Raw genomic sequence first — 12,644 nt, 5'->3', positions numbered from 1 at the left:
TCTCTTCCTTTTAATATTTCCATAAATTAAAATTTTATTAAATTACCACATAAAATCAGTAATCTCTCCAGTTTGAAACATACCATCCTCATAAATTTTATATTTTATAGTTGTCTTATTATCTTCTGGTACCTTTAGCAAAAAGTCAGATTTTTGTATCGGTTTATAACTCGAAGTATACTCCCCTTCTTTATCCCCCATAATATTATATTTTCCCCTAAATTGATATTCTTCACAATATGTACTTACTGTGACCTTTATTTCTCCAACAAAATTTGCATAAGACTTATAAACTAAGGCTTCCAGTATACTAAAGCAAGTACTAGTAACTCCATATACATTACTAATTTCAGCTATAGATTCAAGATATGGTATTTCACCTGAATCCTTAAATATTTGAATCGGAATATCAATCAAAGATTGAATATCATTAATTTGTTCCCAACTTATTACCTTCTCGGATTCAACTATACTTGCCGTAGATAAAGCAATAGTTACACCCATCCCAATCCATGAATAAGGACCAGATAAAAAAAGTTACCGCATTTGCAGCCACTTCCCCATACTTAGCCTGTTTTAATACATCTCTTGCTGGGCGTAATGTGATTTCTACATGAGGAGCAGGCTTATGAGCCTCTTCACATTCCTTATCTTTTATATAATCTCTATTCTGTTTTTCTGTTCCAGTTGCATAAATCAAAATCCCATGTACAATATTAAATGCTTTAATAGCAGAAAATTTATAATCATTACTCATGCTGGAATTGAGACGTTCTATACACTTCTCATATAATGTTTTATCTGCATGCCTGATCAAATCAATAATATTACTCTCAATCCTGTTTTTGCTAATATTTATCCAACTTCCATTTTGTACAACCTTAATAATACCGCCGCATCTGCAGACCAGAAAAGAATCCTCTGTCACAATAGGGCGTTCATAAATACTGCTTCTCAATTTAGCCATTTCTGTACTCAAAGCAGTAAAATTAGAATAAATCTTCTGCACCAGATTTTCCAACTTTTTTTGTTTCCTCTACGATTCCATATTTTTCTGCAATAGCCTTAAACCCCCGAACACGCCCTAAAGCAACATAGAATTTGTTTTCCAATTTCTTAATATCTGATAAAATTATATCAATATCATCGATATAGACCAAATTGGAATCATAATCTTCATCAGAAGCAAATACAGACGCACATTTGCAATGTCCCCAGTTTTCCACATCATTTAAACATTCATTCACCTTTTTTATCATATCTGACTGGGCATTCAGTTCCTGATTCAATAGTTCCCTTTTTTTCTTTTCTTCCTCATCAAAATAGCTTAAAAGCTTTTTAGAATCCACTGCTTTTTTGTCCGTCCATATTGGGGGATTCAAATATCCTTTTTCCTCTTCTGCTTTCGGTAACGCCTTTAGTAAAGAAGAAGCAAAACCTTCATCTTCCAGATATTGATAAGAACCTCTGCGCAATTCAGAAATAGCTTCCCTGATTTGCTTCTTGTAACTATCCTGCATTTTCTTCATTCGCGCGATAACTTCCAGTTTATTACTCATTCTGGTCTTATCATCTGTATGAAACCAGCTATCTATTAATTCCAGAACACAAGGATAATTTCTAAATGGTTTAGCAGAATCTTTCTGATTCAGGGCAAATGAAACACAGCCCGAATAATATTCATATTTATTCAGCAATGTCTGATATTGACGGCTGTCTTGCGGATAGTTCTTCATACCCTTATACAAATTTTGTATAATATCATTCATAGCACTGATATAATTGTCAGCCTGACAACATCCGAATTTATCCAGATTTATAAAAGGTTCGCAATCAATATCCCTGATAAACGGACTATCCTTTCCGAATACTCCATTATTATTATCCGTTGCCCTTAACAGCCTGTAATACTCAAAACATTCCGTATCCAATTTTTTACAGTATTCCGGCGGCTGCTTTGCACAGGAACACATCACATACGACGAATCCAAAAGATAATTTGGTTTTTGCCTTCCACTTAAATTTTTCATAATCTCTTTCCCCATCTGCCTTATCTAGCAGTTAATCTTCCAGTACAACACGTTCCAATATCAACTTTGTAAATCCTCTTCTAAGAAGACTCTCAGCAACATCCAAGCGGATTATAACAATATCCGTATCAATGCCGGCTACCTTGCATACACTGTAATCCTCAACTGCCTTTGCTTTGATAATCAATTTCTCCAGCTTATTTCTATGTGTCATAATCTTATACATCTCAGGCAAACAATCTACCTCTGTAAACAAAGGCGCGTAATAATTAAAATAGCTTCCGTCCAGATTATTTAATAGAAACAGATTCTTAAATATCAAAGATGGATCATAAATGGATAGCACTCTTTTTATCCCTTCGCTAACTAGAAACAACTGATGGTCCAGTACATCCACATAATCCAATTGCTTTTCAGATCTTGCAAAACCTACATTGATATCGGATATATTTGATTCATTTTTCAACGCCATTGCTGCTCTGCGATTAACAATATCCCACAGATTTGTTATATCCGGCGTATAAAAATAGCTTCTATCCTCTCTGATCCGAAAATAATCCATAAAACCTCCTGTCGGTATTTATTGATATTGAATCGTAAGCCCGGTATGACTGATCCCATCAGAAATAATCAATGAATTCTGATTCTCCCGGAAAACAATTCCCCTTCCAGCAACAATACTAGTTTCTCCACCACTTGAGATTTCAACACCTTCCGAAGCTGTGATTTTGACTTCCTTGTCGCTGTTAATAAAAATCCCTTTATTATCATCCAAAACAATTGTTAATCCTTTATGATTAGTAATCATAATTTTTTCCGGGGTAAAACGGACTTCTTTGTTGTATTTTGTTCTTATGGACTTTTCTTCCGGATTTTTGCGCATATCCCCTCCACCTTCCAAATGAACTGCATTCACAACATAAGCATGTTTCTCAATTTCATCAGGAAAATACAGTCGGACTCTGTCTCCTTTTTCAGGCATGCAATACCAACCTGTACCGCCCGGTGTGGAATAAACCGATGCATAGGGAAACCAGACCGTATTCCCATCATTTACTTTACAACCATATTTGCAATTAATCTGAACCATTTCATGATCTACATCTGAGACCTCACCCATAAATGACGCTCCGATAATTTTATCATTCCGGCATGCCTTTACCCCAAACCCCTCTTTTCCTCTTAAATGATATCGATGAACCAATTCCTGTTTATCAAACCTGCTTTCAATTCCATATACATACAATCTGTGCCTGTGGAACTCTACATGGGTACATAAATCAAGAATTTCACGTGATTCAAACACATATTCCGGTATATTGCCTGAAATATTTAACTCATAAAATTCCGTATTTAGTTCTGCGCTTGCTTTATCCGGCAACCCGAAGTAGAAACAAATCCGGCTATTGGTGCAGTCTGGAACCAAAACAGTATTTAAACAACTTGCCAGCCGTTTTAAAAAGCACCAGTCACTCTCCCTGTACTGCGCAATTATGTCACATCGTTGAGCACTTACAGGTTCATAATAACACTGGTATTTTTATTAGCTGAGACAATATACCGTACAATCTCTGTGTATGTCTGATCCCTGTTATAGAAAAACCGGACTTGATCAGCAGAATCCAGCAAAGCTGTTTTTGACTTTGCATGAATTTCCAATCTGGTCAGAAAGCCTTCTTCAATCTGGACTAACCGTTCAAGAATCCCACGGAATATTGCATGAACATTTCCATCTTCGTCTGTTATCTCAATCACTATCTCCGTATCAGCTTCCAGTTCGTTTAAAACATCTTTATCATGGATATAGCCTGATATGTAAGCCAACATATGTTCATTGACCTCTTTTTTGATCTGGCAATCTGATAGTTCTATCATAGAAAAGGGTTTCACATTTACACTCATTGCTTTCATGATATCACTTCCCTTCCGTGAATGGTATTTAACAGTTCCAGCATAACCGGTTTCCATCCCATCCAATCTTCATAGGGGCAATTAAAGAGCCTAATAGAAGCCTTTCCTGTAATGCTGTTATGGATAGAATATTATAGACTGTTCCGTCAAGCGTATGGCTTTTAAATTCCATCCAACCTGATTGATATTTCTCATTCTCTATCTGTCCTCTGCCCATAAATTGGTTTGCAGGCTGGGCAGCCATAATCATGGTCTGAAACTGGCTTAACGTGCCAGAAATCTTTTCAGCTTCAACTTTCTGCTCAAACAGGCTAAAGGTAACGTTGACCTCCCCTTCCTCATCCGTCATAATGATTTGAGGCCTGTCCGCAGATGGATACTTCTTTTCCGCCATATCCGGGGTCATCACTGTAAAATCTTCCGGCATCATGATTTCAAAAAAAGAAAGCAGTTCTATTCTGTGAAATTTTATTAGATTATCACCAACGTACATTCCGGTTTCACTATTCACATACATTTTTTTCTTTTGACTATTTCGTAATAAAATTATTTGCTCATCCGTATATTCCATTGCTTCTCCCCTAAAACTCATTTATATCGAATTCCGTCCCAGAAAAATCAAATCAGATATCTGATGCTCTTTAACGGGATTTTGAAATAAAGGCAATCCTCCTAGTACTGCAGAAGCAACAGGGGAATCAGCCTTCCCTGTGGAATTCCGCCTATAATACTGGAAGCGTATTGGTATGGATTACCGATTCCAATATCCTGACCGCTTTGAAGCGGCTTATGTCCCAGCTTATGGGGAAGCCCGCTGATCACTGCCCGTTCCGTTGTCATCAACATTTCATTTCCTGACATGTCAATACAGTCTCCTGATTTCGTATTTTCAAAATGATATCCAATCGGTGTATTCATTGTTACAGTTCCGCCAGTCTGTACCTTAACATTCTTTCCGGCTGCTATATGGATTTCCTTCTGGGAAAACAGGTCAACTCCAAAACGGTCAGATAAAACCATGTTATTCTGGCTGGCTTCACTTTTTAGAGTCATTTGATCCGGTTTCAATTCTAACCTTTTTTTTCTCTTTTGTCTCAAAAATCTTATCAAATGCTTCCGGGTACTCCTGCTCTTCCCCTATACTCTCCACTACGATCCCGCTGTCTTCCTTTTCATTCGGAAAATACAACCAGACTCTTGCTCCTGTTTCCGGCATTGCATACATAATAGTTCCTGAAACCGGAGCATAGTCAAATGCATATAGCTCCTCTTCCGGTAGATTTCTGTTGTGATCTATTTCCAGGCTAACTTTTATTTTTTTCCCGGAATGACCATTTTACGCAACCGCTCAGCGACAGTCCACATATCCTCCCATTATAAAATGGCATGATTCCTGCTGCAACTTCTGATCCAAGCTTATATACAGCTTGAGCAAAACCACGTTTAAGGAAAACATGCTTTGATATCACGATCTTTTTTTCACCTTTAAACCATATTTTATCGCCTAGCATATAATTCAAATTCCCCATAACCGTATATACAAAAAAAGTCTTCTATCCTGCACCGGTAAAACAGTCTCTTTTTTTCTATATTCCTCCCAGTCTGTCCGGCATTCATAGCCATTACAGTCCTCAAGCCTGTATTCCTTTCCGTCAATTACCCCAACAGATATCTGAGGATACTCACTGGAAATTTCAGGTATCACAACAGAACCAAACCAACTTGCAATTCGTTTGCAAAATTCCCAATCAGTTTCTTCATATTGCAGTAATGGAGTTTTTATTTCTAATCCGCTGCCGCAGGTAAACAAAATATTACGCCCTTTTCCTGCAACGCAATCCAATACCTGGGCATAAGTCATATGTTGATTCTGATAAAAACAACATTTCTTTTCTTTATCAAACTCGTAACTGGCAGATATACACTTAAGTTTTATTTCATATTCTCCATGATTATGTTTAAATCTTAATTTCTGAATGATTCCTGTAAATAGTGGAACATTTCCTCCATCAATCTCACATCGAAGAATTACTTTTTTTTCCAATCAGATTCCAACAACTTTCATCACTGACTCTGTCCACGATCACATCCAATATCAAAACCGCGTGTTCATTTATGTCTGCCTTCAACTCAAAATCCAATATCCTTTTTACTTCTACTGCCCCTGTTACAAACACCTGATCCATACTAAGCCCAACCAATCCATTCCCCCCTCTTATGAAACAATCATTCAAAAATTAGCGTCTGTTCAAGATTTACCATGTTTTTCCTTTCATTTTATAGGATAGAAGAAAAAAAAGCAATAGAATGGAAGCAAAGCACTAAAGGTAATTTTTTAATGCTTTGCTTCCATTCTATTCCTTATATCTCAAACCCTATAAATTGGTATACAATTCTTTTCCTATTCAAAGGATTGAAATGTTTCAAAAAAAGTCATCCGTCCATGGAATATTCACATAATCTTCATTGATGTTTCTCTTAAACAAACTGGGGTATTTTTTAATCAACTCTTTTTTTATCCCTGTCCAATTTAAAAAGGTGCTTTTGCAGCACGTACAGCATTGCTTTCGTATCTCTTGTCTGCAGAGCAAGTATGATCTCCTCATGCTGGGCAACAATCTCTTTTATGTTCTGCATTTCCCGGCAGCTAAGCAGCCGTATTCTCCTGAAATGGCCTCCAACGTTATTAATGGTCTGAAAACTGAAAAGCCGGTCTGTTACCTGGTAAAACATTTTATGGAACTCATCATCCATATGCAAAAACTTCCTTACGTCACCATTGCCTGTCTCGGCAAAGGCTTTCTGTTCCATCAGGTTGTTCTGTAATTCCACTAAATCTGTAGGAGTATGGCATGCCATAAACAGCTTCATAACCTCCTCTTCTACAGCAAGCCTTAGAAAACGCTCCTGTTCCACTCTATCTAAATCTATCTTGGATACCCTTGTTCCTCTTTGGGGGAGAAGGGTCACCAGGTCTTCCTGTTCAAGCCTGATGAGCGCATCTCTGACTGGAGTCCGTCCAATGTTTAATAATTCACAAATATCCTTGATGCTTAGGTTGATTCCCGGTCTTAAATGAAGATCCAGGATTTTCTCACGGAGAAGCTGATACGCATTGCTATCTGTGCCTTCTCCCTGACGGGAAGCCTCCTCCTGGCCGTCAGCGGAAGATGATATGGTTCCTTTATATAATTCCAACATTGAACCTCCTTTTATTATTGACCATATTTTTTCTATAATCGCCATTTTCCAGCAATAAAATAATCATATTTCATTTTATAGGATAGAGGAGAAAAAAATCAATAGAACAAACATCCGTCTTAACTAATAAACACATTTCATACAGGCAGGGAGAATAGGATATCCCACTCATTATTTTGGAAAAATGAATGGCTCCCACCTCTCCTGCTCCGTCAAGGCCTCTGGACCTTGGAAACAGATTCCATACCGGCCTCTTTAACATTTTGCTGCGGGTATAGATCCCCGGCGTATTTTCTTCAATCCAGTGGAAAATTTCGTGGAACAGGACTACTTCTTCCAGTGCATCCTCCTTGATTATATCTGCGAAACCATATTCTTTTATAAAACCTTTCATTGCGATTAAGGTACTATCATTTAAAATGATAGTACCTTCTTCAGGCTCAAATATTCCCATATATAAAAATGGTCTTCTTAGTTCTTCCGACCTTCTTTTTATGGATAATCCCATTGCTTTGACCAGAGAAACGCCGGAAACTGACCCATAGCGCTTTTTTAATTCTAAGGCATAGGTTTCTGCCGTTTGCATGGAGTAAAACAGAATTTCCTTTTCTTCCTGTTTTGACAGTTCACAGGAAGCCGGGTGGCTTTTCAAAACCCGGCTATACCATTTTACATCTTCTACAGCAGCAATTTTTTCTATCAGCGTTCGCATACACACCGCCTTTTATAGTTCGTTGCGTGCCAGGACCAGGATAATTTCCGTATCCTCTTTTACATCAATAAGCTCAACTCCGGCTAATCCTGATACCTGTTCCAGAGCCGGAATTCCAGAATAATCGATAACCCTGGATTCTGCGGCAATATAGCAATCCGGATTGATCCTGACTTCGCTTGAAAAGTTGCTGGCCTTATCCCAAGCCAGTTTAAGATCCTCACGGAGCCTGGATTTTGTTGTAACAAGCACCGTGCCATTGGACCTTTGCACTTTCACAAAGCCTTTTTTATCTATTATTCTTACAGGAATCTTCCCATCTTTTTCTGCAGTTACCACAAATATGGAACCATTACTTCCTGCCATCTTCATCTTTGACCGGTCCAGGCCAATGGATTCCGCTGCAATTTGAAATGCCTCTTCCTCATCACAATTCTTCATTAGGTCTGTGGTCTTAACTTCTGTGGACCCCATGGCAATAGCCGTGACCTTCTGGGCCTGCTCATCAATTTCCACATAAACTTCAATGCTGTCTTCCACTGCACCGCTGTTCATTGCCAAAGCCTTTGCTTCTTTTTTTAAGGGCAGCAATATCTTCTGCAGTGGGATTGGGAATGGTCCGTTCCACCATTTCCCTGACCATTGCAAGCGCCACACCGATGGAAGAGATAACCTCTGCATTGACTGGTATCTGGTATTTAAAATTCATTTCATTGGCCGTAAAGGTCAGCAGTGTTCCGGCACCGCCCCCGGCGCCTACCAGCACGATCTGTTCTCTTTCAATTTTATATTTATCGATCAGGTCTTCGATAACTGGTTTGATTTTTTTTCACAGGCCTTTTGAAGGACAGCCCTTGCCGTATCTTTAATGGACATGCCCACTTCATCAGCCAGAAGCTGCATGGCTTTGCAGCTGGATTCGTAATTGCCCATTGCATAATCCCCGTCTTCCAGGATTCCCAGTACATTGGCAGCGCAGGTATTTGTAATGGTTACGCTTTCGCCGTTCTTTAAGCGGATTGCCACATAGTCACTTGGGTCATTTTCACGAGGCTTAATGTAGTATAATTCTGCCCCTTCAAACAGCTCCGGCGACGTAAAGCACGCATATCCCATATTGGCAATATGGGCGGAACGGGGACCGACATCAATGATCGCGCCTTTTTTTTGCACGGATCATACTTCCGCCGGCAACGCCAAGCACCCGGACATCCAGGCTGTTTACATAGGTTCTGTGTCCTCCAATAATGGAATAATCAACGGCCGGACGGCCGTTTTTGATCACTCCGATATTTGTTGAGGTTCCGCCAACCTCAAAATATATACCGTTGGAGGCCCGCAGATACATAAGAGCCCCGATCACGCTGGCTGCAGGTCCTGAGAGCATGGTAAGAATAGGACGTTTTTTTCATTTCGTTGATTTCCATGACTCCGCCGTCACCACGCATGATCATAAGGGGAACCGTTACCTTTGCGGCGCGTACACTTCGCTCCGTGGAATTTGCTGTATCCAGCATTTTGGGCAGGATCGATGCATTTAAGCAGGCAGTGCGGGTACGGGTCGTCAGGCCATAGAGCTTTGTAATATCAGAAGCCACCGTGCAGGGAATTCCCTGATCTTCCGCAATTTCTGCAACCATGCGTTCTTCTTTCATATTATCCACGCCAAATGCCTTGCTGGCTACAATCACTTTATCTCCCTGGTCTGTCATCTTTTTGATCTCAGAAGATACTTTATCCGGAGTCATGTCCTTTGTTTTCATAAAACTATGGTCAATATTTATCCACTTTCCAGTACCTAAATCAATGTCCTTGATTTTTGTCTGGCGCTTTGTAAAGAATGCCTCCAGACCGCCGCCGCTCATTCCGATCACTCCGACTCTGGCCACATCTCCTTCCAGCAGGGCATTGGTGGCCTGAGTGGTACTGTGAGCAATAAAAATCACTTCTTCCGGTTTAATATCATTCTCAGAAAGGCATTTTTTTAAATGCTTCCACAACACCTGCCGCCACTCCGTTTTCGTCATGGTGGGTTGTCATTACCGACCCTTTTCCCACAATTTCGTTTGTGCTGTTATCAATTGCTACGGCCTTTGTGTGGGTTCCGCCCACATCAATACCAATTCTTATTGCTCTGTTGCTCATTTGTTGTCCTCCACTAAACCATTCTTCCTATCGTAAAGTAAATAAGTATTTCAATAGCGATCAGGCTGGCCCAGGCCCAGGGCAGATTGGTCTTTATGTACTGTTTGGGTTCTACCTTTGCATAGCTTAAGCCCCACATGGTCCAGGACTGGGTAGGACAAGCGCTTGCTACGATGGCAACCGGAGGGATTAAGAAAATAGCATACAGGAAATGGGGATTAAATGCCCCCGTTGCATTTAAAATCGAATACAGTGCAATACCAGAACCCCAGATCATCAGCGGTCCGCGGAACAATGCCAAAGGTGCCAGGATACAGAATGCAGCTAAAACTACAATTTCGGATCTTGGAACAACATCTCCAAGCAAGGTCTGAAGATAGGGCACAACCTTGGTAGCTGCTCCCTGAAAAATATTTACGCTGTAAAGCATACCGATCAGGAGTCCGCTGTCTGCAACGCCATCATATAACGTTTTCTGTGTCTTATCCACAGCCGTTTTATAAGTCCTTAAATTCCGTGTAAATAAAAGTCCTACAAAGCTGCCTAACAGGAAGGCTGGTACCGGCTGCCATTTAAAAATGCCCACATTGCAATGGGTACAAAGGGTACGATGAAACAATACCAGCCAAGAGGTCTTTCCTCGTAGCTTTCCTGAGCACCGGCTTCCCAGGCCCGTCTTCTTCCACGTTTACTGTTCTTGAAATGATGGTACACAACAAATACGATCATAATGACCATGTGAATGGCAGTTGCCATCAGGGCAAAACGAATGTAGTTGTCATTATAGGAAGCCACCTCTTCACCAAAGACCTTTTCAAACTGGCTCACATAAGCAATATTTAAATACATTCCTCCGGCAACAGACAGCATATAAGCGCCTAAGGCCGCTCTTTTTTCCACTCCCATGGAAAACAGAATAGGAAGTACGATCATACCGATTGCCATAACGGAGCCTACACCAAAAACGCTGGTGAAAAGCAGATTGCAGGTAATGCACAGCAGCAATGTAGTAACCAAAGGCCTGTCGCCCGCGAATTCCACGGTCTTTTTAATAATATAGCCGGCAATTCCCGTATCCACCAGGATGCGTCCAAACCATGCACCAAAGATAATGATTGCTATTGTCTTTCCATAATCATCAAGCGGTTTCTGGAATACATCGCTTACCACTTCATTGATCGGCACACGCCCAATTACACACCATAAAACAGCTGTGGCAATAAATCCGATCAAAAGATTCCCGCCTTTCATGCAGTACACTACCAGCCCCACAAAGACCAGCAGCAGCAAAACGCCAGTAATAATGTCAAGCATCGTTTCTCTCTCCTTTTTAATTGTAATTTTTTTGCAGCTTCTTACCTGTTTCCGGATTTGATTCTTGGTTTTGTTGCTGAAATTTCACCTGATATATCAGTTTCAATATATAATATATCACATGGAAAGTAGAGATACTATATGCATTATTTATAAAAATAAATAATTTTTTATAAATAATACACATTCATTTAAGACTTTTTCATTTCACCACGCAAAAAAATACCCGCCGATCAAAAATTATTAAAATCTATTATCTGTGCGGTACAGACCGGCTTAAACAGATAACATAAATTTTAATAATAATGATCAGCGGGCATTTTTCATATGCCTTATTTAAGAAGGCAGCGGAATCCCAATGGCTTTATTCCATCTCACTTCTGCGAAGAATATCATATGGCTCCATTTCCACATCCAGATCCACATAAAGGATCTGATGGGGATGAGGAGCGCTTTCCTGGGAGACACCGTCCTCATCATATATGGCTTTTACAACGGCTTCTAAGTTCCTGCCATCGGGCTTCATTACCTCAATGGTCTCTCCTACGGTAAACTTGTTCTTTTGGGAGATACGGGCAAAGCCTCTTTCATCCACCGCCTCAATGGTACCCAGATACGTATAGTTTTTCACATAAGTATTATTGTTATAGATCTGTGTGGTGGAATCAGGCTTTCCAAAGTAAAAGCCGGTGGTAAATTCCCGGTAAGTACATTTGCCGATTTCGGAGCGGTACCACTCCATATTGGCCCGGTAAATTTCAGGTCCTTGTTATAATCATCAATGGCTTTCCTATAGGTCCTGGCCACAGTGGCCACGTAAAGAGCTGTTTTCATGCGGCCCTCTATCTTAAAGCTGTCGATCCCCGCATCCATCATCTCCGGGATATATTCGATCATGCATAAATCCTTGGAATTGAAGATGTAGGTTCCCCGCTCATTTTCATAGACCGGCATGTATTCTCCGGGACGTTTTTCCTCAACAATGGAATATTTCCAGCGGCACGGATGGGTGCAGGCTCCCTGATTGGCATCTCTTCCTGACATGAAGTTGCTTAAAAGGCAGCGCCCGGAATAGGAAATGCACATGGCTCCGTGGATAAAGCTTTCGATCTCCATATCCTCCGGAATCCGGCTGCGTATTTCCTTGATTTCTGCCAGAGAAAGCTCCCTGGCGGAAACGACCCGCTTGGCCCCAAGCTGGTGCCAGAACAGATATGTCCCGTAATTGGTGTTGTTTGCCTGGGTGCTGATATGGATTTCCAGATCCGGCATGATGCGCTTTGCGATGGCAAATACTCCCGGATCGGAAATGATCAAGGCGTCAAGGCCTG

General features: G+C 40.4%; 21 protein-coding genes and 1 pseudogene. All 22 read right to left on the bottom strand.

All coding sequences use genetic code 11. The annotated features are described in order from the left end of the window. Positions 1-42 precede the first annotated feature (42 nt). On the bottom strand, positions 43-504 hold the full coding sequence (locus JCM10519_RS16060) for a hypothetical protein (protein ID WP_054740414.1): 462 nt from the start codon (positions 502-504) through the stop codon (positions 43-45). Further along, positions 464-1,021, bottom strand: a complete 558-nt coding sequence (locus JCM10519_RS16055; RefSeq protein WP_054740413.1) for a hypothetical protein — start codon at positions 1,019-1,021, stop codon at positions 464-466. The genes JCM10519_RS16060 and JCM10519_RS16055 overlap by 41 nt, the downstream gene beginning before the upstream one ends. Further along, positions 990-1,736: a hypothetical protein gene (locus JCM10519_RS16050; protein WP_347844454.1), complete on the bottom strand. Its 747-nt coding sequence runs from the start codon at positions 1,734-1,736 to the stop codon at positions 990-992. The genes JCM10519_RS16055 and JCM10519_RS16050 overlap by 32 nt, the downstream gene beginning before the upstream one ends. A 325-nt stretch (positions 1,737-2,061) precedes the next feature. Then, the gene (locus tag JCM10519_RS16045) at positions 2,062-2,592 is read right to left on the bottom strand and encodes a hypothetical protein (RefSeq protein WP_054740408.1); all 531 of its coding nucleotides are present in this window, start codon (positions 2,590-2,592) and stop codon (positions 2,062-2,064) included. An 18-nt stretch (positions 2,593-2,610) separates the two neighbouring features. Continuing rightward, a complete protein-coding gene (locus tag JCM10519_RS30795; RefSeq protein ID WP_347844453.1) occupies positions 2,611-3,120 on the bottom strand; it encodes a hypothetical protein in 510 nt (169 codons plus the stop codon). Positions 3,121-3,542: 422 nt separating this feature from the next. Continuing rightward, the gene (locus JCM10519_RS16035; RefSeq protein ID WP_347844452.1) at positions 3,543-3,941 is read right to left on the bottom strand and encodes a hypothetical protein; all 399 of its coding nucleotides are present in this window, start codon (positions 3,939-3,941) and stop codon (positions 3,543-3,545) included. Between the two features lie 28 nt (positions 3,942-3,969). After that, positions 3,970-4,452 carry a hypothetical protein gene (locus JCM10519_RS16030; protein ID WP_347844451.1) on the bottom strand — a complete coding sequence of 161 codons (483 nt, stop codon included), beginning with the start codon at positions 4,450-4,452 and terminating at the stop codon, positions 3,970-3,972. Between the two features lie 161 nt (positions 4,453-4,613). Then, positions 4,614-4,994 (bottom strand): hypothetical protein, encoded by a 381-nt coding sequence (locus tag JCM10519_RS16025; RefSeq protein WP_054740400.1) that lies wholly within the window; start codon positions 4,992-4,994, stop codon positions 4,614-4,616. Then, positions 4,978-5,166: a hypothetical protein gene (locus tag JCM10519_RS16020; protein WP_054740398.1), complete on the bottom strand. Its 189-nt coding sequence runs from the start codon at positions 5,164-5,166 to the stop codon at positions 4,978-4,980. Before JCM10519_RS16020 ends, JCM10519_RS16025 begins: the two co-directional genes overlap by 17 nt. A gap of 291 nt (positions 5,167-5,457) precedes the next feature. Then, on the bottom strand, positions 5,458-5,802 hold the full coding sequence (locus JCM10519_RS16010) for a hypothetical protein (RefSeq protein WP_347844450.1): 345 nt from the start codon (positions 5,800-5,802) through the stop codon (positions 5,458-5,460). 154 nt (positions 5,803-5,956) lie between these two features. Further along, positions 5,957-6,142, bottom strand: coding sequence for a hypothetical protein (locus tag JCM10519_RS30790; protein WP_347844449.1), 186 nt, complete (start codon positions 6,140-6,142; stop codon positions 5,957-5,959). A 298-nt stretch (positions 6,143-6,440) separates the two neighbouring features. After that, positions 6,441-7,142 carry a GntR family transcriptional regulator gene (locus tag JCM10519_RS16005; RefSeq protein WP_347844448.1) on the bottom strand — a complete coding sequence of 234 codons (702 nt, stop codon included), beginning with the start codon at positions 7,140-7,142 and terminating at the stop codon, positions 6,441-6,443. 70 nt (positions 7,143-7,212) lie between these two features. After that, positions 7,213-7,854, bottom strand: a complete 642-nt coding sequence (locus JCM10519_RS16000; protein WP_054740392.1) for a hypothetical protein — start codon at positions 7,852-7,854, stop codon at positions 7,213-7,215. Between the two features lie 12 nt (positions 7,855-7,866). Next, positions 7,867-8,409, bottom strand: a complete 543-nt coding sequence (locus tag JCM10519_RS30785; RefSeq protein ID WP_347844447.1) for a hypothetical protein — start codon at positions 8,407-8,409, stop codon at positions 7,867-7,869. Continuing rightward, positions 8,378-8,620, bottom strand: a complete 243-nt coding sequence (locus JCM10519_RS30780) for a hypothetical protein (RefSeq protein ID WP_347844446.1) — start codon at positions 8,618-8,620, stop codon at positions 8,378-8,380. The genes JCM10519_RS30785 and JCM10519_RS30780 overlap by 32 nt, the downstream gene beginning before the upstream one ends. 32 nt (positions 8,621-8,652) lie before the next feature. Further along, a complete protein-coding gene (locus JCM10519_RS30775) occupies positions 8,653-9,027 on the bottom strand; it encodes a hydantoinase/oxoprolinase family protein (protein WP_347844445.1) in 375 nt (124 codons plus the stop codon). Next, complete coding sequence (locus JCM10519_RS30770; protein ID WP_347844527.1) at positions 9,002-9,202, bottom strand: hydantoinase/oxoprolinase family protein; 201 nt, start codon at positions 9,200-9,202, stop codon at positions 9,002-9,004. Before JCM10519_RS30770 ends, JCM10519_RS30775 begins: the two co-directional genes overlap by 26 nt. Then, positions 9,168-9,854: a hydantoinase/oxoprolinase N-terminal domain-containing protein gene (locus JCM10519_RS30765; protein WP_347844444.1), complete on the bottom strand. Its 687-nt coding sequence runs from the start codon at positions 9,852-9,854 to the stop codon at positions 9,168-9,170. Before JCM10519_RS30765 ends, JCM10519_RS30770 begins: the two co-directional genes overlap by 35 nt. Further along, complete coding sequence (locus JCM10519_RS30760; protein ID WP_347844443.1) at positions 9,823-9,999, bottom strand: hydantoinase/oxoprolinase N-terminal domain-containing protein; 177 nt, start codon at positions 9,997-9,999, stop codon at positions 9,823-9,825. The genes JCM10519_RS30765 and JCM10519_RS30760 overlap by 32 nt, the downstream gene beginning before the upstream one ends. 13 nt (positions 10,000-10,012) lie before the next feature. Continuing rightward, positions 10,013-10,489, bottom strand: a complete 477-nt coding sequence (locus JCM10519_RS30755) for a hypothetical protein (protein WP_347844442.1) — start codon at positions 10,487-10,489, stop codon at positions 10,013-10,015. A 53-nt stretch (positions 10,490-10,542) separates the two neighbouring features. Beyond that, on the bottom strand, positions 10,543-11,313 hold the full coding sequence (locus JCM10519_RS30750) for an SLC13 family permease (RefSeq protein WP_347844441.1): 771 nt from the start codon (positions 11,311-11,313) through the stop codon (positions 10,543-10,545). Positions 11,314-11,677: 364 nt separating this feature from the next. Further along, positions 11,678-12,644, bottom strand: a pseudogene (locus JCM10519_RS15985) (U32 family peptidase C-terminal domain-containing protein); the annotation flags it as partial.

The sequence above is a fragment of the Clostridium sp. NkU-1 genome (genome assembly GCA_001312405.1).
This window is presented reverse-complemented; position numbering and strand designations above follow the sequence as displayed.

Excerpts from the sequence above, each read along its gene's own strand:
- JCM10519_RS16060 (WP_054740414.1), bottom strand. The coding sequence starts at position 504 with ATGGGTGTAACTATTGCTTTATCTACGGCAAGTATAGTTGAATCCGAG.
- JCM10519_RS30795 (WP_347844453.1), bottom strand. The coding sequence starts at position 3,120 with ATGGTTCAGATTAATTGCAAATATGGTTGTAAAGTAAATGATGGGAAT.
- JCM10519_RS30750 (WP_347844441.1), bottom strand. The coding sequence starts at position 11,313 with ATGCTTGACATTATTACTGGCGTTTTGCTGCTGCTGGTCTTTGTGGGG.
- JCM10519_RS16020 (WP_054740398.1), bottom strand. The coding sequence starts at position 5,166 with ATGTATGCAATGCCGGAAACAGGAGCAAGAGTCTGGTTGTATTTTCCG.
- JCM10519_RS16005 (WP_347844448.1), bottom strand. The coding sequence starts at position 7,142 with ATGTTGGAATTATATAAAGGAACCATATCATCTTCCGCTGACGGCCAG.
- JCM10519_RS30770 (WP_347844527.1), bottom strand. The coding sequence starts at position 9,202 with ATGTATCTGCGGGCCTCCAACGGTATATATTTTGAGGTTGGCGGAACC.
- JCM10519_RS16045 (WP_054740408.1), bottom strand. The coding sequence starts at position 2,592 with ATGGATTATTTTCGGATCAGAGAGGATAGAAGCTATTTTTATACGCCG.
- JCM10519_RS30760 (WP_347844443.1), bottom strand. The coding sequence starts at position 9,999 with ATGAGCAACAGAGCAATAAGAATTGGTATTGATGTGGGCGGAACCCAC.
- JCM10519_RS16050 (WP_347844454.1), bottom strand. The coding sequence starts at position 1,736 with ATGAAGAACTATCCGCAAGACAGCCGTCAATATCAGACATTGCTGAAT.
- JCM10519_RS16035 (WP_347844452.1), bottom strand. The coding sequence starts at position 3,941 with ATGAAAGCAATGAGTGTAAATGTGAAACCCTTTTCTATGATAGAACTA.
- JCM10519_RS16025 (WP_054740400.1), bottom strand. The coding sequence starts at position 4,994 with ATGACTCTAAAAAGTGAAGCCAGCCAGAATAACATGGTTTTATCTGAC.
- JCM10519_RS16010 (WP_347844450.1), bottom strand. The coding sequence starts at position 5,802 with ATGACTTATGCCCAGGTATTGGATTGCGTTGCAGGAAAAGGGCGTAAT.
- JCM10519_RS16000 (WP_054740392.1), bottom strand. The coding sequence starts at position 7,854 with ATGCGAACGCTGATAGAAAAAATTGCTGCTGTAGAAGATGTAAAATGG.
- JCM10519_RS30785 (WP_347844447.1), bottom strand. The coding sequence starts at position 8,409 with ATGAACAGCGGTGCAGTGGAAGACAGCATTGAAGTTTATGTGGAAATT.